This window comes from Thermomonas haemolytica, assembly GCF_004346265.1.
GTDB lineage: Bacteria > Pseudomonadota > Gammaproteobacteria > Xanthomonadales > Xanthomonadaceae > Thermomonas > Thermomonas haemolytica.
This window is the reverse complement of record NZ_SMAP01000009.1, coordinates 25192-44638: the sequence shown is the minus strand read 5'-3', so window position 1 is coordinate 44638 and position 19447 is coordinate 25192. Positions and strand designations below refer to the sequence as shown.

Annotated in this window: 20 protein-coding genes and 1 tRNA gene; 14 read left to right on the top strand and 7 right to left on the bottom strand. The window is 69.9% G+C overall.

Annotation, left to right across the window (positions count from 1 at the left end; genetic code table 11):
- The 6 genes from EDC34_RS10460 (at nt 1) to EDC34_RS10435 (ending at nt 3781) form a co-directional block, all read left to right on the top strand.
- On the top strand, nt 1-705 hold the full coding sequence (locus EDC34_RS10460) for an SPOR domain-containing protein (RefSeq protein WP_114960737.1): 705 nt from the start codon (nt 1-3) through the stop codon (nt 703-705).
- A gap of 48 nt (nt 706-753) precedes the next feature.
- A tRNA-Thr gene (locus tag EDC34_RS10455) sits at nt 754-829 on the top strand.
- 53 nt (nt 830-882) lie between these two features.
- Nucleotides 883-1806, top strand: a complete 924-nt coding sequence (rocF, locus tag EDC34_RS10450) for an arginase (protein WP_114960736.1) — start codon at nt 883-885, stop codon at nt 1804-1806.
- Nucleotides 1807-1966: 160 nt separating this feature from the next.
- Entirely contained in the window at nt 1967-2119 is a 153-nt protein-coding gene (locus tag EDC34_RS10445) for an entericidin A/B family lipoprotein (RefSeq protein WP_114960735.1), read from the top strand.
- Nucleotides 2120-2207: 88 nt separating this feature from the next.
- Nucleotides 2208-2339, top strand: coding sequence for an entericidin A/B family lipoprotein (locus tag EDC34_RS10440; protein ID WP_114960734.1), 132 nt, complete (start codon nt 2208-2210; stop codon nt 2337-2339).
- A gap of 122 nt (nt 2340-2461) precedes the next feature.
- A complete protein-coding gene (locus tag EDC34_RS10435) occupies nt 2462-3781 on the top strand; it encodes a tryptophan--tRNA ligase (RefSeq protein ID WP_114960733.1) in 1320 nt (439 codons plus the stop codon).
- A gap of 39 nt (nt 3782-3820) precedes the next feature.
- On the opposite strand, the gene EDC34_RS10430 is transcribed toward EDC34_RS10435, so the two are convergent.
- The 4 genes from EDC34_RS10430 to pdhA all read right to left on the bottom strand — a co-directional run bounded on the left by EDC34_RS10430 (nt 3821) and on the right by pdhA (nt 7766).
- A complete protein-coding gene (locus tag EDC34_RS10430; RefSeq protein ID WP_114960732.1) occupies nt 3821-4210 on the bottom strand; it encodes a VOC family protein in 390 nt (129 codons plus the stop codon).
- A gap of 76 nt (nt 4211-4286) precedes the next feature.
- Nucleotides 4287-5681 (bottom strand): dihydrolipoamide acetyltransferase family protein, encoded by a 1395-nt coding sequence (locus tag EDC34_RS10425; protein WP_114960731.1) that lies wholly within the window; start codon nt 5679-5681, stop codon nt 4287-4289.
- Between the two features lie 10 nt (nt 5682-5691).
- Nucleotides 5692-6693 carry an alpha-ketoacid dehydrogenase subunit beta gene (locus tag EDC34_RS10420; protein ID WP_114960730.1) on the bottom strand — a complete coding sequence of 334 codons (1002 nt, stop codon included), beginning with the start codon at nt 6691-6693 and terminating at the stop codon, nt 5692-5694.
- Nucleotides 6690-7766, bottom strand: a complete 1077-nt coding sequence (pdhA, locus tag EDC34_RS10415; RefSeq protein WP_114960729.1) for a pyruvate dehydrogenase (acetyl-transferring) E1 component subunit alpha — start codon at nt 7764-7766, stop codon at nt 6690-6692. Before pdhA ends, EDC34_RS10420 begins: the two co-directional genes overlap by 4 nt.
- 131 nt (nt 7767-7897) lie before the next feature.
- On the opposite strand from pdhA, the gene EDC34_RS10410 reads away from it, so the two are divergent.
- Both EDC34_RS10410 and EDC34_RS10405 read left to right on the top strand, forming a co-directional pair.
- Nucleotides 7898-8776 carry a tryptophan 2,3-dioxygenase gene (locus tag EDC34_RS10410; protein WP_114960728.1) on the top strand — a complete coding sequence of 293 codons (879 nt, stop codon included), beginning with the start codon at nt 7898-7900 and terminating at the stop codon, nt 8774-8776.
- A 141-nt stretch (nt 8777-8917) separates the two neighbouring features.
- On the top strand, nt 8918-10450 hold the full coding sequence (locus EDC34_RS10405; protein WP_114960727.1) for a peptide MFS transporter: 1533 nt from the start codon (nt 8918-8920) through the stop codon (nt 10448-10450).
- 88 nt (nt 10451-10538) lie between these two features.
- Here EDC34_RS10405 and EDC34_RS10400 read toward each other — a convergent pair whose 3' ends face one another.
- On the bottom strand, nt 10539-11006 hold the full coding sequence (locus EDC34_RS10400) for a MarR family winged helix-turn-helix transcriptional regulator (RefSeq protein ID WP_205388076.1): 468 nt from the start codon (nt 11004-11006) through the stop codon (nt 10539-10541).
- A gap of 76 nt (nt 11007-11082) precedes the next feature.
- On the opposite strand from EDC34_RS10400, the gene hppD reads away from it, so the two are divergent.
- The 4 genes from hppD (at nt 11083) to nhaA (ending at nt 15500) form a co-directional block, all read left to right on the top strand.
- Complete coding sequence (gene hppD, locus EDC34_RS10395; protein WP_114960725.1) at nt 11083-12168, top strand: 4-hydroxyphenylpyruvate dioxygenase; 1086 nt, start codon at nt 11083-11085, stop codon at nt 12166-12168.
- 107 nt (nt 12169-12275) lie between these two features.
- Nucleotides 12276-12617 (top strand): endonuclease domain-containing protein, encoded by a 342-nt coding sequence (locus tag EDC34_RS10390; protein ID WP_205388075.1) that lies wholly within the window; start codon nt 12276-12278, stop codon nt 12615-12617.
- 13 nt (nt 12618-12630) lie between these two features.
- A complete protein-coding gene (hmgA, locus tag EDC34_RS10385) occupies nt 12631-13980 on the top strand; it encodes a homogentisate 1,2-dioxygenase (protein ID WP_114960723.1) in 1350 nt (449 codons plus the stop codon).
- Nucleotides 13981-14282: 302 nt separating this feature from the next.
- Complete coding sequence (gene nhaA, locus EDC34_RS10380) at nt 14283-15500, top strand: Na+/H+ antiporter NhaA (RefSeq protein ID WP_114960722.1); 1218 nt, start codon at nt 14283-14285, stop codon at nt 15498-15500.
- A gap of 37 nt (nt 15501-15537) precedes the next feature.
- On the opposite strand, the gene EDC34_RS10375 is transcribed toward nhaA, so the two are convergent.
- Entirely contained in the window at nt 15538-16434 is an 897-nt protein-coding gene (locus EDC34_RS10375) for a phosphoribosylaminoimidazolesuccinocarboxamide synthase (RefSeq protein WP_114960721.1), read from the bottom strand.
- A gap of 72 nt (nt 16435-16506) precedes the next feature.
- On the opposite strand from EDC34_RS10375, the gene EDC34_RS10370 reads away from it, so the two are divergent.
- Complete coding sequence (locus tag EDC34_RS10370) at nt 16507-16884, top strand: J domain-containing protein (RefSeq protein WP_114960720.1); 378 nt, start codon at nt 16507-16509, stop codon at nt 16882-16884.
- Between the two features lie 4 nt (nt 16885-16888).
- Entirely contained in the window at nt 16889-17566 is a 678-nt protein-coding gene (rpe, locus tag EDC34_RS10365; protein WP_114960719.1) for a ribulose-phosphate 3-epimerase, read from the top strand.
- 10 nt (nt 17567-17576) lie between these two features.
- Here rpe and EDC34_RS10360 read toward each other — a convergent pair whose 3' ends face one another.
- Nucleotides 17577-19103: a glycosyltransferase family 39 protein gene (locus EDC34_RS10360; RefSeq protein ID WP_114960718.1), complete on the bottom strand. Its 1527-nt coding sequence runs from the start codon at nt 19101-19103 to the stop codon at nt 17577-17579.
- Between the last annotated feature and the right edge of the window lie 344 nt (nt 19104-19447).

The window sequence follows — 19447 nt, the reverse complement described above, 5'->3', positions numbered from 1 at the left end:
ATGCTGCTGCGCGCCGCCATCGTCATGCTGGTCATGCTCAACCTCGGCGCCGCCGGCTGGTGGGCCTTCGCGCCCGCAGCGCCGAGGGAGGCGCCGCCGCGCGAGGGCCCGGGCCTGCGCCTGCTGACGGAAGCCGCGCCTCCCGCCGCGCAGGCCACCCGCGCGCCGTCCGCGCCCGCCACGCCCTCCGACGCCCCCGCCGTGACGGCCGCGCCCGTGCCGTCCGCGCCGCCTGCGGCGGCATCCCCGGCGGCCGCCTCCTGCCTGCGCTTCGGGCCCTTCGCGGACGCGCCGGCGCGCGATGCCGCGCAGGCGGCGCTGGACGCGCTCGGGGCGTCGGTGCGCGCAGTGCCGGCCGCCGCCAGGAGCACGCGCGGCTGGAAGGTGTTCCTGCCACCGCAGCCCTCGCGCGAGGCGGCGCAGGCGCTGGCCGAGCGCCTGCAGGCCTCCGGCGTGCGCGATCTGTTCGTGCTGTCGGGCGGCGAGGACGCCAACGGCATCGCGCTGGGCCGCTTCAGCAGCGAGGCCGGCGCGCGCCGGCGGGCCGAAGAATTGGCCGCCAAGGGCGTGCAGGCGCAGGTGGCCCCGGTGGAGCCGGCCGCCGGCGTGGGCTGGCTGGACGCACGCCTCCCCGCGGACGTGGAGCCGGCGCGGTTGGCGGCGATCGCCCCCGCGCGCGCGCAGGCCTGCTCCGCGGCGCGCTGAGCCAGGTCGCGGCCGGCGTCGGCCACGGCTGCTAGAATCCGGGTCCGCGCCGCTTTAGCTCAGTCGGTAGAGCAGCTGCCTTGTAAACAGCAGGTCGTCCGTTCGATTCGGACAAGCGGCACCAGTCCCGGGATGCCTGTCGCGCGCGCGGGCGCCCAGCGCCATGCAGGAGGCCCCATGACCCGTTCCTATCCTTCCGTGTCCGTGTTCGGCGTGCCCACCGACATCGGCGCCTCCCGGCGCGGTGCCTCGATGGGCCCGGAAGCCCTGCGCGTGGCCGGGCTGGTGGAGGCGCTGGTCGCGCGCGGGGTGGATGCGCGCGACGTGGGCGACGTGCAGGGGCCGCGCAACCCGATGGCCCCGCCCAGCGGCGGCTACCGCCACCTCGACGAGGTCGTGGCCTGGAACCGTGCGGTGTTCGATTGCAGCACCCGTGAACTGCAGGCCGGCCGCCTGCCGATCATGCTCGGCGGCGACCATTGCCTGGCGATCGGCTCGATCGCCGCGGTCGCCGCGCACTGCCGCGCCGCCGGCAAGCGCCTGCGCGTGCTGTGGCTGGACGCGCACGCCGATTTCAACACCTCCGCCATCACCCCCAGCGGCAACATCCACGGGATGCCGGTAGCCTGCCTGTGCGGGCTGGGGCCGGAGGCGCTGACCGGCCTCGGCGGGGTGACGCCCGCGATCACCCCGGATCAGGTGCGCCAGATCGGCATCCGGTCGGTGGATCCGGGCGAGAAACGCCTGGTCAAGGAATACGGGCTGGACATCTACGACATGCGCTACATCGACGAGGTCGGCATGCGCCGCGCGATGGAGGAGGCGCTGGAAGGCGTGGACGCGGACACCCACCTGCACGTGAGCTTCGACGTGGACATGCTGGACCCGGCGATCGCCCCCGGCACCGGCACCCGGGTGCCGGGCGGGATTAACTACCGCGAGGCGCAGCTGATCATGGAGATGGTGGCCGACACCGGCCGCCTGGGCTCGCTTGACCTGGTCGAGGTCAACCCGACCCTGGACAAGCGCAATGCCACCGCGAAGCTGGCGGTGGACCTGGTGGAAAGCCTGTTCGGCAAGTCCACCCTGATGCGGGATTGAGCCGCGCGGCTGAACGCCAGGGCCGGAGCCGGGCGACGGCGGTTCACCTGCGGTTCGGCCGCAGCGCCCGGCGTCCACGCCAGCTTCACGCAGGGGGATGCTTCCATCGGCACGCGGGCCAGACGTGCCTGCGCCCATCATCTTTCGAGGAGGTATCCCCATGAAGCGTTTGCTTGCCCTGGCCCTGCTGGCCGCCTTCGCCAGCACCACCCTGACCGCCTGCAACACCGTTGCCGGTGCCGGCAAGGACGTGCAGAAGGTCGGCGAGAAGGTCGAGCAGAAGGCCGAGGACTGCAAGGACATGAAGTGCTGAACGCGCACACCGATGCGCGGGCGGCGGGGCGTTGCGTGCCCGCCGCCCGGCTTCTAAGCTGCCGCCGTCCTTCCACTGGAGAGCAGCGATGATGCGTATCGGGAAATTGGCACTGGCGATGCTGGCGTGCATGGTCGCGCTGACCGCCTGCAACACCGTCAAGGGCGTCGGCAAGGACGTGCAGAAGGCGGGCGAGGCGATCGAGCGCGCGGGCAAGTAAGCCTGGATGCGTCTGGCAGGGCCGGCTCCGTGCCGGCCCTGCGCGCGTCCGGGCCGCGCAGGCGGCATCGCCGCGGCGGGTAGAATGCAGGCCCGTTCCATCGTGCCTGCGTGCAGCATCGAATGAGCAAGACCCGCGTCCTGACCGGCATCACCACCTCCGGCACCCCGCACCTCGGCAACTACGTCGGTGCCATCCGCCCGGCGATCGCCGCCGCGCGCGCGCCGGAAGTGGAAAGCTTCTACTTCCTCGCCGACTACCACAGCCTGATCAAGGCCCAGGACCCGGCGCGCACCCAGCGCAGCACGCTCGAGATCGCCGCCGCCTGGCTGGCCTGCGGGCTGGACCCGCAGCGGGTGTGGTTCTACCGCCAGTCCGACATTCCCGAGATTCCCGAGCTCACCTGGCTGCTGACCTGCGTGGCCGGCAAGGGCATCCTCAACCGCGCGCATGCCTACAAGGCGGCGGTGGACAAGAACCGCGCCGAGGGCGAGGACGACGATGCCGGCATCACCGCCGGGCTGTTCATGTACCCGGTGCTGATGGCGGCCGACATCCTGATCTTCAACGCGCACCGGGTGCCGGTGGGGCGCGACCAGATCCAGCACATCGAGATGGCGCGCGACTTCGGCCAGCGCTTCAACCACGTGTATGGCGGCGACTATTTCGTGCTGCCGGAAGCGGTGGTGGACGAGCAGGTGGCCACCCTGCCGGGCCTGGACGGCCGCAAGATGAGCAAGAGCTACGGCAACACCATTCCGCTGTTCGCGCCGCGCGCGGAGCTGAAGAAGCTGATCGCCGGCATCGTCACCGATTCGCGTGCGCCGGGCGAGCCCAAGCCCACCGAAGGTTCGGCGATCTTCCAGCTGTACCAGGCCTTCGCTTCGCGCGAGGAAACCGCCGCCTTCGCGCGTGCCTTCGCGGAGGGAATCGCCTGGGGCGAGGCCAAGCAGGCGCTGTTCGAGCGCATCGATGCGGAAGTGGCGCCGCTGCGCGAACGTTACGAGGCGCTGATGGCGCGCCCCGGCGAGATCGAGGCGATCCTGCGCGACGGCGCCGCGCGCCTGCGCGAGGCCTATGCGCGCCCGGCGATCGCGCGCCTGCGCGAGGCGGTGGGCCTGCGCGATCTCTCCCGCATCAGCGTGCCGGCCGCCGATGCGCGGGCGAAAAAGAGCCATGACGCGCCGACCTTCAAGCAGTACCGCGAGGCCGACGGCAAGTTCTATTTCAAGCTGGTGCAGGGCGAGCGCGTGCTGCTGCAGAGCATCGGCTTCGACTCCCCGCGCGATGCCGGCCAGCGCCTGGCGGCGCTCAAGCAGGGCGAGGTCGGTGAGCCGGGCAGCGATTTCATGCTGGGCGAGGGGGTCACTGCCGACGAAGTGAACGCCGCGCTGGCGGCGTTCGTGGCGGCGACGCTGGAAGGCGAGGCGGGCAAGCCGTAAGCACGGCGCGGACCGGGCGGCTGCGGCCGCCGGCAGCGCTCAATCCCAACGGCGGGGTGGCGCGCCGCGCTCGGGGTGCGCCATCGGCACCACGCAGAAGCGTTGGCCGGTCGGCGCTTCCATCGCCCACCAGCGCTCGCGCACGAAGGCGATCTTCTTCGCGCCCAGCGCTTCCAGCCGAGCGGCCTCGGCGTGCACGTCGTCGGCCTCGATGTCCAGGTGCACGCGCGAGGGGTGCGCCACCTGTTGCACTTCGATGTGCAGTTCGCCGGGCGTGTTGCCCAAGCGCTGGTAGCGCGCGGCGGCATCGCCCGCATCGCGCTCGGCGACCGTGCAGCCCAGGGCCTGCGCCCAGAAGTCGGCGGCGGCGTCGAGGGCATCGGTCTGGCAGTCGATGATGAAACCGGCCAGGCGGCTGCGGTGGGCCATGGCGGAATCTCCGGTGAGAGCTGGAACGACGACGGCGGGCCGGTGCCCGCCGTCGAGGGGAGTGCAGCCGCAGGGATTATTGCGGCAGCGCCAGGTCGTCCAGCAGCGCCTTGAGGAAGCGCGCGGCTTCGCCGCCGGTGCAGGCGCGGTGGTCGAAGGTCAGCGAGATCGGCAGGCGGCGGTGCACCTCGATGCCGCCGATCACCGCGACCACGTCGTGGCACAGCTTGCCGGCGCCGACGATGGCCACGCACGGCGGCACCACCACCGGCGTCGCGTAGCGGCCGGCGAACATGCCGAAGTTGGACAGCGAGATGGTGTAGCCCGACAGCTCGCTGGCCGGGATGGTGCGGCTCTCCACCTGCGCACGCAGGCGGTTGATGCCCTCGCGGATGCCGCGCGCGTCCAGCATGTCGGCGTTGCGCAGGGCGGGCACGAACAGGCCGTCGTCGGTGTCCACCGCGATGCCGATGTCCACCTGCGGGTGCAGCGTGCGGCTGAGGGTCTCGCCGTCGAACCAGGCGTTCAGCGCCGGCACCGTCTTGCAGGCCGTCACCATCGCGCGGATCAGGCGCGCGGTGATGTCCTGCTTGCCGATCCAGGCGTGCAGGTCGGCATCGTCCACCAGCGTGGTGGGCACCACCTTGGCGTGGGCGTCGGCCATCACCCGCGCCATGTTGCGGCGCACGCCCTTGAGCTGCTCGGGCTGGCCGGACGCGGCCACGCCCGGCGGCTGGGTGCGCATCGGCTTGCCGGACTGCGACAGCGTGCTGCGCTGCTGCTCTTCCCTTCTCCCCCCGGGAGAAGGTGCCCGCAGGGCGGATGAGGGTTCGTTACGGGAAGTGGCTGCATGGTGCTGCGCACCCTCACCCCCAGCCCCTCTCCCGGTGGGAGAGGGGAGCAGGAGCGAGCCGTCCGCGGCGGCGCGCTTCACGTCGTCCATCGTCACCGTGCCGTCCGGGCCGCTGGCGCGCACGCGGGTGATGTCCACGCCCAGTTTGCGGGCCATCGCGCGCACCGCAGGCACGGCCTTGACGCCGCCCACCGCGACCGCGGCTTCGCTCACCACCGCGTTGCCGACCTGCATCGCGCCGACCACGGTGCCGGCGTCCTCCTCGATCGGCACGGTCTTGGTCTCCGCCGCCGGTGCGGGCGCGGCCGCTTCCGGCGCGGCGTGGGACGGGCCGTGGTGGTGGCCGGTGTCCTGGCCTTCCGCGCGCTGCGGCAGGTTGGGGTCGATCTCGAACTCGGCCAGCAAGGTGCCGGTGACGATCACGTCGCCCGGGCCGCCGGCCAGCTTCAGCACCTTGCCGGAAACCGGCGAGGGCACGTCGACCACCGCCTTGGCGGTCTCCATCGAGACCAGGTTCTCGTCCAGGCGGATCACGTCGCCTTCCTTGACGTGCCACTCCACGATGGTGGCGTCCGGCAGGCCTTCGCCGAGGTCGGGCAGGAGGAACTTCTTGCTCATGGGGCGTCCTTTACGAATAGGCCATCGCGCGCTTGGCGGCGGCGACGATCTTGTCCACGCTCGGCAGGTACTTCATCTCGAGGCGGAACAGCGGGATGTGGGTGTCGTAGCCGGTGACGCGCTCGACCGGCGCCAGCAGGTCGAACAGGCACTCCTCGGCGACGCGCGCGGCGACTTCGGCGCCGAAGCCGGCGGTCTTGGCGGCTTCATGCACGATCACGCAGCGGCCGGTCTTGGCCACCGACTCGGCGATGGTGGCAAAGTCCAGCGGCTTGAGCGTGGCCACGTCGATGACCTCGGCGCTGATGCCCGCGGCCGCCAGCTTGTCCGCGGCCTCCAGGGTCTCCTTCACCTGCGCGCCCCAGGTCACCAGGGTGATGTCGGAACCGTCGCGCAGCACGTAGCACACGTCCAGCGGCAGGGCCTCGCCGTCGTCCGGCACCAGCTCCTTGTACTGGCGGTAGATGCGCTTGGGCTCCATGTAGATGACCGGGTCCGGGTCGCGGATCGCGGCCAGCAGCAGGCCGTAGGCGCGCTGGGGGGAGCTGGGCATCACCACGCGCAGGCCGGGCACGTTGGTGAAGATCGCTTCGTTGGCCTCGCTGTGGTGCTCCGGCGCGCGGATGCCGCCGCCCCACGGCACGCGCAGCACCATCGGGCAGGTCAGGCGGCCGCGGGTGCGGTAGCGCATGCGCGCGGCGTGGCAGACGATGAAATCCACCATCGGATACATGAAGCCGTCGAACTGGGCCTCGGCGACCGGCTTCATGCCCTGGCTGGCCATGCCGACGGTGAGGCCGGCGATCGTGGTTTCGTCCAGCGGGGTGTCGAGGATGCGCTCCGGGCCGAACTCGGCCGACAGGCCGGCGGTGGCGCGGAACACGCCGCCGTTCACGCCCACGTCTTCGCCCAGCACGACCACGCTGGGGTCCTGGCGCAGCTCATAGGCCAGCGCCTGGGTGATCGCCTCGATGAGCGTGATAGGAGCAGGGGTGATGGCTTGCGTGCTCATGCCCGGCCCTCCAGCGCGAGTGCGGCATTGCGCTGCGCCAGCAGGTCGGCCGGCATGTCTCCGTACAGGTAGTCGAACATCGCTTCCACCGGCTGCACCGGCGTCTCCAGATAGGCGTTGATTTCCGCGTCCACGCGCGTGCCGCACTCCTCGATCCAGGCCTTCTCCTGCGCCTCGTCCCACAGGCCGGCGGCGGTCAGGAAAGCGCGCAGGCGCAGGAAGGGCTCCTTCTCCCACGCCGCCTTCACCTCGTCCTCGCTGCGGTAGCGGCGGGCGTCGTCGGCGGTGGTGTGGTCGTGCAGGCGGTAGGTGAGGAACTCGATGACGCTGCCGCCTTCGCCCTTGCGCGCGCGCTCGGTGGTGCGGCGCATGGCTTCCAGCACCGCGACCAGGTCGTTGCCGTCCACCTGCAGGCAGTGCAGGCCGCCGGCCAGGCCCTTCTGCGCCAGCGTCTGCGCGCCGGTCTGGGCCTTGCGCGGCACGCTGATCGCCCAGCCGTTGTTGATCACGCACAGCACCAGCGGCAGGGTGTAGGCGCCGGCGGAGTTCACCGCCGCGTAGAAATCGGTCTTGGAGCTGCCGCCGTCGCCGCAGCAGGCCACGGCGATGCGATCCTGTTTGCGCAGCTTGAAGCTCAGGGCCGCGCCCGAGGCCATCAGGCACTGGGTGGAGATCGGCACGCACCACGGGTAGTCGTGCGCCGGCCCGCCGATGAGCAGGTTGCCGCGCTCGTCGCCGCCCCAGTACATCAGCACCTCGCGCGGGCGCACGCCGCGCATGAACTGCGCGCCGTATTCGCGGTAGCTGGGCGCGAACACGTCCTCCGGCCGCAGCGAGGCGCCGATCCCGACGTGGGTGGCCTCGTGCCCCAGGCAGGCGGCGTAGGTGCCCAGCTTGCCGGTGCGCTGCAGGGCGATCGCCTTGCTGTCGAAGGTGCGCACGAACAGCATCTGCTTGAACAGCGGCAGCAGCGCCTTGGCGTCGGGCACCGCCGGCGGCAGCGGGCCGGCCAGGGTGCCGTCGGGCTTGAGGTATTGCAGGTATTCGATGTCGAAATGGGCGGCAGTGGTCATGTTCGCCTTGGGTCTGGAGCAATCGCTCTATGATACCGGGCAATGTGTGACGGCCCGTTGCGCGCTGCGGCATCGGCCCGGCCTTGACCCGGATCAGCCGCTGCGCGGCGGCCGCGTGCGAGAATCCCGCGATGACCAGCGAACACGACACGGCGGGCGCCAACCGGCGCGACCTCGAGGCCGACATCCACACCGACCTGGCCGGCCGCATCACCTACGGCGGCTACCTGCAGCTGGACAAATTGCTGTCGGCCCAGCAGCCGCTGTCGCAGCCGCCGCACCACGACGAGATGCTGTTCATCATCCAGCACCAGACCAGCGAGCTGTGGCTGAAACTGCTGATCCACGAGCTGTCGGCGGCGATCGGGCACTTGCGCAACGACCGCGTCTGGCAGTTCGGCAAGGGCGCGGCGCGCTGCAAGCGGGTGCTGGACCAGCTCACCGCGCAGTGGTCGGTGCTGGAGACGCTGACGCCGTCGGAATACATGGAGTTCCGCGACGTGCTGGGGCCATCCTCCGGCTTCCAGTCGCTGCAGTACCGCACGCTGGAGTTCCTGCTGGGCAACAAGAACGCGGCGATGCTGAAGGTGTTCGCGCACGATGCGGCCGGGCACGCCGCGCTGGAGGCGGTGCTGCAAGCGCCCAGCCTGTACGACGAGTTCCTGCGCTACCTGGCGCGCTGGGGGCATGCGGTGCCGGATGCGCACCTGGTGCGCGATTTCAGCCAGCCGCATGCGCTCGACCGCGCGCTGCTGCCGGTGTTCGAGCGCATCTATGCCGATACCAGCCGTTACTGGCGCGAATACCAGCTGTGCGAGGACCTGGTGGACCTCGAGACCCAGTTCCAGCTCTGGCGCTTCCGCCACATGCGCACGGTGCAGCGGATCATCGGCTTCAAGCGCGGCACCGGCGGCTCCAGCGGGGTGGCGTTCCTCAAGCGCGCGCTGGAGCTGAGCTTCTTCCCCGAGCTGTTCGAGGTGCGCACCACGGTCGGGCCCGGCGCGGGCTGACGGCGCGGGTTTTGTTGCGACGCAGCAGGCGGCGGGTTTGACGCCGGTGCGCCGGCTCGGCCATCCTCGCCCGGTTCCGCGCCCGCCGTGGCCCGGTTCGCATCCTTTGAAACCAATAGACGACCACGAGGGGGACGCCGCATGAGCGGAGCCACAGACACGCCCACCCCGGTGAATCCACCGGAATTCCCGCAGCTGATGGGGCATCCGCGCCCGCTGTGGATGCTGTTCATGTCGGAATTCTGGGAACGCTTCGCGTTCTATGGCATCCGTTGGGCGATGGTGCTGTACATCGTGGCCCAGTTCCACGGCGGCAACGCCGCCGGCGAGAAGCCGGCCAGCGAGCTGTACGGCGCGTATCTTGCGCTGGTGTACGCGGGCGCGATCTTCGGCGGCTACGTGGCCGACAGGCTGATCGGCTTCCAGCGTTCGATCCTGCTGGGCGCGCTGGTGATGTCGGTGGGGCTGTTCCTGCTGGCGGTGCCGGACGAGAACGTGTTCAAGCTCGGCCTGGCCACCATTATTGTCGGCAACGGCCTGTTCAAGCCGATCATCTCGACCATGGTCGGCAAGCTGTACGCGCAGGGCGACGAGCGCCGCGATTCGGGCTTCACCATCTTCTACATGGGCATCAACCTCGGCGCGCTGCTGGCGCCGCTGGTGACCCAGTACCTGGCCAAGAAGATGTTCGGCATCGAGGACATGCCGGCCTACAAGGTCGTCTTCATCTCCGCCGGCATCGGCATGCTGCTGAGCCTGGTGTGGTTCTGGTTCGGCCGCCGCCAGCTCAAGGGCATCGGCCTGCCGGCCAGCCACCAGACCGGCCTGCGCAACGTCAGCCTGGTGCTGCTGTTCGGGGTGGTGATCGGCATCCCGCTGTTCTATGCGCTGCTGACCATCGACGCCAACCTGCTGCAGGCGATCCTGATGGCGCTGTTCATCATCCCCGCGGTGATGCTGGTGCGCGAGGGCGTGGTCGAGGGCCGGGTGGCGCGCGACAAGGTGATGGCGATGTTGACCATCTTCGTGTTCAACGTGCTGTTCTGGATGTTCTTCGAGCAGGCCGGCAGTTCGTTCAACTTCCTGGCCGATAAGATCGTCAACCGCGACCTCGGCATGCCGGGCCTGTTCCAGGCGCTGGCCGGCACCGACGACTTCCCGGTGTCCTGGTTCCAGTCGGTGAACTCGGTGGCGATCATCGTGCTGGCGCCGGTCATGGCCTGGCTGTGGGTGAAGATGGGCAAGAACAACCCGATCATCCCGCGCAAGTTCGGCCTCGGCCTGATCTTCAACGGCCTGGCCTTCCTGCTGCTGATGGTGGCGCTGTCGAGCATGCTCGACGCCAACGGCAAGATCCCGTTCTGGACCCTGTTCATGGTGTACGTGATCCAGTCGGTGGGCGAGCTGTGCCTGTCGCCGATCGGGCTGTCGATGACCACCAAGCTGGCGCCGTCGCGGCTGGCGGGCCTGGCGATGGGCTGCTGGTTCCTGTCGATCGCGATCGGCAACAACCTGGCAGGCATCTTCGCCGGCCACGTCAGCGGCGAGGGCGGCATGACCGTGGCCTCGGCGCACGCCGGCTACACCTTCGGTTTCTATGCGCTGGTGGGCGCGGGCGTGGTGCTGTTCCTGATCGCGCCGCTGATCCAGCGCTGGATGCACGGCGTGAAGTAAGTCCGGCGGGCCGCATCCCGAACGGTGCGGCCCGGCCCGGGTTCCCGGCGGCGGCCTGCGGGCCGCCGTCTGCGTTTACGGCGCGCCTTCAGCCGGCGTGGTGGCTGGATTCGGCGCGCAGCTCCAGCTCGTCCAGGCGGTCGAGCAGGCGGAACAGCAGCTCGCGCTCGTCGGCGGCGAGCTCGCCCAGCACCTGCTGTTCGAAGCCCAGCGCCAGCGGCACCACCGCGTCGTAGATCGCGTAGCCGGCCTCCGACAGCCGCAGCACCGAGCGCCGGCGGTCGTTCTCGTCGAACTCGCGCTCGATCCGCCCCGAGGCCAGCAGGCGCGCCACCGCGCGGCTCACCGCCACCTTGTCCATCGCGCTGCGCTGCGCCACCTGGTTGGCCGACAGGTCCGGGGTGCGGCCGAGGATCGCCATCACCCGCCATTCGGTGACGCCGAGGTCGAACCGCTGCGAGTACTCGCGCGCGATCGCGCCGCTGAGGCGGTTGGACAGCACGCTCAGGCGGTAGGGCAGGAAGCGTTCGAGGACGAGCTGGGCGTGGTCGGCCATGGCGGGATGCAGGGTGCCTTGAAAATGGTTGCAGATGCAACTATAAAATGCGCTCCCCGGCGTTGAGGACTTCCGCATGAACGCGCAACCCAATCTTGGCATGCAGCCGACCACCTTCGACAACCCGATGGGCATCAACGGGTTCGAGTTCGTCGAGTTCGCCGCGCCGGCCGGGCAGGGCCCGCGCATGCGCGACTACCTGGAGAAGCTGGGCTTCACCGCGGTGGCGCGGCACAAGGCGCGGCCGATCACCCTGTTCCGCCAGGGCACCATCAATTTCCTGCTGAACGAGTCCGAGGATTCGTTCGCCGCCGATTTCGCCGCCCAGCATGGGCCGTCGGCCTGCGGCTTCGCGATCCGCTTCAAAAAGCCCACCGCCGAGGTGCTGGCGCACGTGCTGGCCAACGGCGGCGCCAAGGCCGACCACAAGCCGGAAACCGGCGCGGTGGACACCCCGGCGATCAAGGGCATCGGCGACTGCATGCTGTATCTGGTCGACGACGGCCGCGAGGATCTGTACGCCGATTACCTGCCGCTGCCGGGCGTGGACCAGCACCCCAAGGGCTTCGGCCTGACCTTCATCGACCACCTCACCCACAACCTGTTCGTGGGCAACATGGCGAAGTGGTCGGACTACTACGAGAAGCTGTTCAACTTCCGCGAGATCCGCTACTTCGACATCAAGGGCGCCAAGACCGGCCTGCTGTCGAAGGCGATGACCGCACCGGACGGCGTGGTGCGCATCCCGCTGAACGAGTCCAGCGACGAGAAGAGCCAGATCAACGAATACCTGCGCGAGTACAAGGGCGAGGGCATCCAGCACATCGCGCTGTTCACCGACGACATCTACACCACGGTGGAGCGGATGCGCGCGGCGGGCGTGGAGTTCCTCGACACCCCGGACACCTACTTCGAGGTGATCGACCAGCGCGTGCCGAACCACGGCGAGGACGTGCCGCGACTGGCCCGGAACAAGATCCTGATCGACGCCGACCCGGAGACGAAGACGCGCAAGCTGCTGCAGATCTTCACCCAGAACGCGTTCGGCCCGATCTTCTTCGAGATCATCCAGCGCAAGGGTAACGAGGGCTTCGGCGAAGGCAACTTCCAGGCGCTGTTCGAGAGCATCGAGCGCGACCAGATGCGCCGCGGGGTGTTGTGACGTGGACAGCCCCTCTCCCGCCGGGAGAGGGGTTGGGGTGAGGGTCCGGCGAAGTGACGACATCCAAACCGCCATTGCCTACCACGACGCGCCGGCATGCCCGCGGCATGCGTCGCGCGGCCACCGACGCGGAGCGCGTGCTTTGGCGACGGTTGCGGGCAGGGCAGCTGGATGGATTGAAGTTCCGCAGGCAGCATCCGATCCCGCCCTACATCGCCGATTTCTGCTGTGTCGAATTGAAGCTGGTCGTCGAATTGGACGGTGGCCAGCATGCCGCCGACGCCGATGTGGTGCGAACGCGTCGGCTTGAGGCACAGGGCTGGAATGTCCTGCGGTTCTGGGACAACGCCGTCTTGTCGAACGTTGAATCCGTGGTGGAGGCGATCTGGAACACGGCCGCCCACCGAACCCTCACCCCAACCCCTCTCCCGGAGAGAGAGGGGCTCTGACTGCGAGCAGACCATGAGCATCCACAGCAACGGCTACCAGAGCGGTTTCGGCAACGAGTTCGCGAGCGAGGCGCTTGCCGGCACCCTGCCGGTGGGGCGTAATTCGCCGCAGAAGGTGGCGCACGGGCTGTACGCCGAGCAGCTGACCGGCACCGCGTTCACCGCGCCGCGGCATGCCAACCGCCGCAGCTGGCTGTACCGCATCCGCCCGGCGGCGGTGCACGGCCGCTTTGCTCCGTTCGCGCAGCCGGCCTTCCACAACGATTTCGGCTCGGGTGCGGTCACCCCGGAGCAGCTGCGCTGGAACCCGCTGCCGCTGCCAGAGGCGCCCACCGATTTCATCGAGGGCCTGTTCACCATGGGTGGCAACGGTGGCCCGCAGGCCGGCACCGGCGTCGGCATCCATCTGTACGCGGCCAACCGCGACATGCAGGGCCGCTTCTTCTACGACGCCGACGGCGAGCTGCTGATCGTCCCGCAGCTGGGCCGCCTGCATATCGAGACGGAGTTCGGCGTGCTGGACGTGGAGCCGCAGGAGATCGCGGTGATCCCGCGCGGCGTGCGCTTCCGCGTGACGCTGCCGGACGTTGATCAGGCGCGTGATGCACAGGGATGTGCGAGTGTCGCGGGCGCAGGATGCGCAGGAGCGACCGGCTACGTGTGCGAGAACTTCGGGGCGCTGCTGCGCCTGCCCGACCTCGGGCCGATCGGCAGCAACGGCCTGGCCAACCCGCGGGATTTCCTCACTCCGCAGGCGGCGTTCGAGGATGTGGAAGGCGAGTTCGAGCTGATCGCCAAGTTCCAGGGCCACCTGTGGCGCGCGCCGATCGACCACTCGCCGCTGGACGTGGTGGCCTGGCACGGCAACTACGCGCCGTACAAGTACGACCTGCGCCGCTTCAACACCATCGGCTCGATCAGCTACGACCACCCGGATCCGTCGATCTTCCTGGTGCTGCATTCGCCCAGCGACACCCCGGGCACCAGCAACATGGACTTCGTGATCTTCCCGCCGCGCATCCTGGTGGCGCAGGACACCTTCCGGCCGCCATGGTTCCACCGCAACGTGGCCAGTGAGTTCATGGGCCTGATCCATGGTGTGTACGACGCCAAGGCCGACGGTTTCGTGCCCGGCGGCTGCTCGCTGCACAACTGCATGACCGGGCATGGCCCGGACGCGGCGACCTTCGAGAAGGCCAGCGCGGCCGACACGTCGAAGCCGGACTACATCACCGGCACCATGGCCTTCATGTTCGAGACCCGCGCGGTGATCCGACCGACGGCGCAGGCGCTGGACGCCGCGCACCGCCAGCACGACTACCAGGCCTGCTGGGCCGGGCTGGGCAAGCACTTCCGCGCCTGAGGCGGCGCGTGCCGGCGACGCCCGCGCGGGCGTCCGGGAGTCCGGGAGCGCGGCCTGATGCGCGCGCGGGATTTCCGCCCAGGGCGTCGGATGGCTATTCGGAGCGCGTGGGGTCGCTTTAGGGCGCGTAGGGTCGGCGTCCGCGGCGTGTTGGATCGCTGCCCGGGGCGTGTCGGTTCGCCGTTGGTGGCCTGCTGGATGCCGTTCGTGGTGAGCCTGTCGAACCACGGACGGCCATCGCGGCGCACGGCGCCGTGAACACCGCGCGGGCGCCTGCGCGCGGGCCGTCTATACTCCCGGCCATGCAGAAGATCCGATACATCTCCGTTTTCGCGCGCGCCCAGCACGTGCTGGGCGAGTTCTTCCGGCTCGAGGCCGCTGGCGGCATCGTCCTGATCGCCGCCGCGGCGCTGGCCATGCTGGTGGCCAATTCGCCGCTGGCGGATGCCTACGAGGTGTTCCGCGACACCCCGCTGGGGCCGGCGCCGTGGGGCAAATCCGCCCACTGGTGGATCAACGACGGCCTGATGGCGATCTTCTTCCTGCTGGTGGCGCTGGAAATCAAGCGCGAGGTGGTCTCCGGCCAGCTGTCCAGCCGTGACCAGCTCCTGCTGCCGGTGGTGTGCGCGATCGGCGGCGTGGCGGTACCGGCCCTGCTATATACCGCGCTCAATCATGCCGATGCCGAATCCATGCGCGGCTGGGCCGTGCCCACCGCCACCGACATCGCCTTCGCCTTGGGCGTGCTGGCGCTGCTGGGGTCGCGGGTGCCGCTGGGGATGAAGCTGCTGCTGTCCACCATCGCGGTGGCCGACGATTTGATCGCGATCCTCATCATCGCCCTGTTCTACACGCAGGGGCTGTCGCTGCCGGCGTTGGCCGGCGCGGCGGTGGTGGTGGTGGCGATGTGGGGGCTGAACCGGCGCAAGGTGACCCACCTGGCCCCGTATCTCGGCTTGGGGCTGGTGCTGTGGGGCCTGGTGCTGGCCTCGGGCGTGCACGCCACCCTGGCCGGGGTGGTGACCGGGTTGATGATCCCGCACTACGACCGCCGCAACGCGATCGAGGATGCCAACGAGCATTCCCCGCTGGAGGCGCTGGAGCATGCGCTGCACCCCTACGTGGCGTTCGGGATCCTGCCGCTGTTCGCGTTCGCCAATGCCGGCCTGGCGCTGGGGGGGCTGCAGGTGTCCGATCTTGCCGCGCCATTGCCGGCCGGGATCGGGCTGGGGCTGGTGCTGGGCAAGCCGGTCGGGATCGTCGGCGCGGCGCTGCTGATGCGCGCGCTGGGGCTGGCGCGTTTCCCCGAGGGCATGGACCTGCGCGCGATGCTGGGCCTGGGCCTGCTGTGCGGCATCGGCTTCACCATGAGCCTGTTCATCGCGGGGCTGGCGTTCGGCGGGCAGGGGCTGCACTACACCGAGAGCGTGCTCGGGGTGCTTGGCGCCTCGGTGGTGGCGGCGCTGGCCGGCATGCTGTGGCTGGCGCTGGTGCTGCCGCGGGCGCAGGCCGCGCGCTAGGCGCGGTAGGCGGGCGTCGTTCCGGGCCTGCCGGCGCTCAGTCGATGCGCAGGCCGGCCAGTTTTTCCAGCGCTTCGGCGTACTTGGCGCGGGTCTTGGCGATCACCTCGGCCGGCAGGCGCGGACCGGGCGGGGTCTTGTTCCAGTCCAGCGTCTCCAGGTAGTCGCGCACGAACTGCTTGTCGTAGCTCGGCGGGCTGGTGCCGACGGCGTACTGCTCGGCCGGCCAGTAGCGCGACGAATCCGGCGTCAGCATCTCGTCCATCACGTAGAGCTTGCCGTCTTCGTCGGTGCCGAACTCGAACTTGGTGTCGGCGAGGATGATGCCGCGCTGCGCGGCGTAGTCGCGGGCGAAGGCATACAGCGCCAGGGTCGCGTCGCGCACCTGCTCGGCGCGTTCGCGGCCGACCAGGTTCACCGCCTGCGCAAAGCTGATGTTCTCGTCGTGGTCACCCACCGCCGCCTTGGTGGAGGGCGTGAAGATGGGTTCGGGCAGCTGCTGCGCCTGCTGCAAGCCGGCGGGCAGGGCGATGCCGCTGACCGTGCCGGTGCGCTGGTAGTCCTTCCAGCCGCTGCCGATGAGGTAGCCGCGCGCGATGCATTCCACCGGCACCGGCTTGAGCTTCTTGGTCACCACCGCGCGCTTGGCATACAGCGCCTTGTCCACGCCGGCCGGCAGTACCGCGGCGACGTCGATCCCGGTCAGGTGGTTGGGAATGATGTGGGCGGTCTTGTCGAACCAGAAATTGCTGATCTGGCACAGCATCTCGCCCTTGCCGGGGATCGGGTCGGGCAGCACCACGTCGAATGCGCTCAGGCGGTCGGTGGCGACCATCAGCAGCGTGCCGTCGCCGAGGTCGAACACGTCGCGGACCTTGCCGCGGTGGATCAGGTTCAGGCCGGGCAGGTCGGACTGGAGCAGGGTGGTGGCCATGGGCGCGCGGGCAGGGGAATGGGGCGCCTAGTTTAAGGCCGGCACCCCCGGCCCGCCCTGTAAACTGCGCGGATGCGACGCTGGTACGGACAATTCCTGGGCTTCATCGCCGGCTGGCTGCTGCTGCGGCATCCGGTCGGCGGCTTCATCGGCCTGCTGGTGGGCTATCTGTTCGACCACGATGCGTTCTCCCGCCGCAGGCCCCCGCGCCCGCCACCGGCCGATCCGCCGCCCGGGGATGCCGACGTGGACTGGGCCTACCGCGTGTTCGGCGTGGGGGCCGATGCCAGCGATGCCGAGATCGACCGCGCCTACCGCCGCCTGATGGCGCAGTACCATCCCGACCGCGTGGCCGGCGCCGCGCCCGAGTTGCGCGCGCTCGCCGAGCAGAAGGCGCGCGAGATCAACGCCGCCTACGACCGCATCCGCAAACTCCGCAGGAACGCTTAAGACCATGCAGCCGACCGTCATCGCCCCCTCCATCCTGTCTGCCAACTTCGCGAAACTGGGCGAGGAGGTCGATGCCGTGCTCGCGGCCGGCGCCGACTGGGTGCACTTCGACGTGATGGACAACCATTACGTGCCCAACCTCACCATCGGCCCGCTGGTATGCGAGGCGCTGCGCAAGCACGGCGTCACCGCGCCGATCGACGTGCACCTGATGGTGGAGCCGGTGGACCGGATCGTGCCCGACTTCGCCAAGGCCGGGGCCAGCCTGATCAGCTTCCATCCCGAGGCCAGCCGCCACGTGCACCGCACGCTCCAGCTGATCAAGGCGCAGGGCTGCCAGGCCGGGCTGGTGCTCAACCCGGCCACCCCGGTGGAGGTGCTGGACTGGGTACTGGAGGAACTCGACCTGGTGCTGGTGATGTCGGTCAACCCCGGCTTTGGCGGGCAGGCGTTCATCCCGTCCGCGCTGGACAAGCTGCGGCGGGTGCGCGAAAGGATCGATGCCTGCGGCAAGCCGATCCGGCTGGAGATCGACGGCGGCGTGAAGCCGGACAACATCGGCGAGATTGCGGCCGCCGGCGCCGATACCTTCGTCGCCGGCAGCGCCATTTTCGGCCAGCCCGACTACGCCGCCATCATCGCGCGCATGAAGCAGGCGGTGGCGCAGGCGCGCGCCCGCTGAGCCGCCTGCCTTACTCCGCCGCGCCCACCGGCTGGCGCGGCTTCCACATCAGCACCTCCACGGTCTGCAGCCCCTGGCGCCGGCGGTCCGGGTCGTGCACGCGCCATTGCAGGGTGCGGGTCTGGTCGGGTGGCCCGAACAGGGCGGTTGCGCGCGTTGCGCACTCTGGCGCCGGCGGCTGTCCGAAATAGCGCAGGCTGCCGCACAGGGCCACTTTATTGCCGGCGCGCAGGGCCACAGGATCGATCCAGGTCGATTGCCCGAGGTCGAATTCGTACAGCGCGTGCGGGTGGTCGCTGCCGTAGAAGGCGAGGAAGTACGGCAGCGGGAAGCTGCCGGCCGCGTATTCGATCGGCGCACCGTAGGCCTGCCGGTAGAGCCGCTGCACCTGCTCGGCCATGGTCTGCGGCAGCACATAGACCGGCGGTGCCGGCAGGCGGCGGTAGCGTGCCTCCATGACGCCTGCAGCGATCCCCATCGTCACCAGCCAGGCCAGCGCGGCGATCAGCACCCGGCGCGCCATCAGGCCGCTGTCGCGATCCTCCGGCACGCGTTCCACCAGCGCCCAGCCGGTGAACAGCAGTACCGGGATCAGCCACGGCGGGACCGGCGTCACCCGTTCCAGCAGCGCCCCGCCCAGGGTCAGCACCAGCGCCGCGAGCAGGATGCGCCCGCCCAGGCGCGGCGCGGCTGATGCGGCGGGCAGCGGCGCGGATGCGGCACGCGGCAGCTCAAAGCGCGCCAGCGCCCACACCAGCAGCGCCAGCGCGCAGTAGAGCAGCGCCGAGACCAGCACGGTCAGGTGCGCCAGCGCGATGTCGGCGGCGCTGCTGGCCTGATGCGCCGAGTGCATGTAGTGCAGGCTGGGCCAGCCGTGCCGGATCGACCACAGCACGTGCGGCAGCAGCAGCGCTCCCGCCACCGCGGCCGCCAGCGCGCCGCCGGAAACGAGCGTGCGCCACGGCGGGCGTAGCGCCAGCACCGCCGGCAGCGCCACCGCCGCCAGCACCAGCAGCGCCGAGTACTTGCACAGCAGGGCCGCGCCAGCGAATGCGCCCGCCAGCGCGAACCAGCGCAGGCGCCGGCCCTGCAGCGCGTGCAGCAGGCTCCAGGCGAAGCCGGCGATGAACGGCAGCTGCGCGGTGTTGGCGTTGTACTTGTAGCCGCTGTCGGCCCCGTACAGGGTCACCAGGCTGGTCAGCACGACACCGATCAGCACCCGGTCCCAGGCCATGCAGCGGCGCATCGCCAGCGCCAGCCACCACAGCGCCAGCACCAGGTTGGCTTCCTCCAGCAGGTAATAGGCCCAGTCGCGGGTCGGCAGCAGGGAAAACCAGGCCGCGGTGATCCAGCCGAACAGCGGCGGGTGCTTGTTGTTGCCCCACTGCCATTCCATGCCCCAGACGTAGTTCTCGACCATGTCGGCGTGGTCGAGGGCGTGCCGGGTGAAGGCGAAGATCGCCCACCACGCCAGCCCGAACAGCAGCAGGTAGGCCAGGGTCCAGCGTTTGTAGCGGAGGTCGGAAGCGGTGTGCACGGATGCGGCGTGGCGTCCGGGCACGCAGGCCCGGGGTGACGTGGGGTGGCGGCTAGAGTCGTGGCAGGCGCGGGAAGTTCCGTGGCCGTGGCCTTGGCGGCGGCGGACGGCGGCGCATTCTAGCTATTGCAAGCCCAGCCATGCGGGCTGCGCCGGGCGGACGCGAAAAAAACCGGCGCCGCGAGGGGGCGCGCGGCGCCGGTCGTCACCAATATTTGGGCGTCCTGCCCGTCCGCCGTCCCTGCGATGGACTCCCATGCTGCCCGCCGTCGATGACGGGCAGATGACGCAGGCGTGTTTGCGTGCGGGCGGCGGCTGCCGCTAGAGTGCGCGCATGGATCGGA

Bases quoted from the DNA above. Each gene is read 5' to 3' on its own strand.
- EDC34_RS10460 (WP_114960737.1), top strand. From the start codon at position 1: ATGCTGCTGCGCGCCGCCATCGTCATGCTGGTCATGCTCAACCTCGGC.
- rocF (WP_114960736.1), top strand. From the start codon at position 883: ATGACCCGTTCCTATCCTTCCGTGTCCGTGTTCGGCGTGCCCACCGAC.
- EDC34_RS10445 (WP_114960735.1), top strand. From the start codon at position 1,967: ATGAAGCGTTTGCTTGCCCTGGCCCTGCTGGCCGCCTTCGCCAGCACC.
- EDC34_RS10440 (WP_114960734.1), top strand. From the start codon at position 2,208: ATGATGCGTATCGGGAAATTGGCACTGGCGATGCTGGCGTGCATGGTC.
- EDC34_RS10435 (WP_114960733.1), top strand. From the start codon at position 2,462: ATGAGCAAGACCCGCGTCCTGACCGGCATCACCACCTCCGGCACCCCG.
- EDC34_RS10430 (WP_114960732.1), bottom strand. From the start codon at position 4,210: ATGGCCCACCGCAGCCGCCTGGCCGGTTTCATCATCGACTGCCAGACC.
- EDC34_RS10425 (WP_114960731.1), bottom strand. From the start codon at position 5,681: ATGAGCAAGAAGTTCCTCCTGCCCGACCTCGGCGAAGGCCTGCCGGAC.
- EDC34_RS10420 (WP_114960730.1), bottom strand. From the start codon at position 6,693: ATGAGCACGCAAGCCATCACCCCTGCTCCTATCACGCTCATCGAGGCG.
- pdhA (WP_114960729.1), bottom strand. From the start codon at position 7,766: ATGACCACTGCCGCCCATTTCGACATCGAATACCTGCAATACCTCAAG.
- EDC34_RS10410 (WP_114960728.1), top strand. From the start codon at position 7,898: ATGACCAGCGAACACGACACGGCGGGCGCCAACCGGCGCGACCTCGAG.
- EDC34_RS10405 (WP_114960727.1), top strand. From the start codon at position 8,918: ATGAGCGGAGCCACAGACACGCCCACCCCGGTGAATCCACCGGAATTC.
- EDC34_RS10400 (WP_205388076.1), bottom strand. From the start codon at position 11,006: ATGGCCGACCACGCCCAGCTCGTCCTCGAACGCTTCCTGCCCTACCGC.
- hppD (WP_114960725.1), top strand. From the start codon at position 11,083: ATGAACGCGCAACCCAATCTTGGCATGCAGCCGACCACCTTCGACAAC.
- EDC34_RS10390 (WP_205388075.1), top strand. From the start codon at position 12,276: ATGCGTCGCGCGGCCACCGACGCGGAGCGCGTGCTTTGGCGACGGTTG.
- hmgA (WP_114960723.1), top strand. From the start codon at position 12,631: ATGAGCATCCACAGCAACGGCTACCAGAGCGGTTTCGGCAACGAGTTC.
- nhaA (WP_114960722.1), top strand. From the start codon at position 14,283: ATGCAGAAGATCCGATACATCTCCGTTTTCGCGCGCGCCCAGCACGTG.
- EDC34_RS10375 (WP_114960721.1), bottom strand. From the start codon at position 16,434: ATGGCCACCACCCTGCTCCAGTCCGACCTGCCCGGCCTGAACCTGATC.
- EDC34_RS10370 (WP_114960720.1), top strand. From the start codon at position 16,507: ATGCGACGCTGGTACGGACAATTCCTGGGCTTCATCGCCGGCTGGCTG.
- rpe (WP_114960719.1), top strand. From the start codon at position 16,889: ATGCAGCCGACCGTCATCGCCCCCTCCATCCTGTCTGCCAACTTCGCG.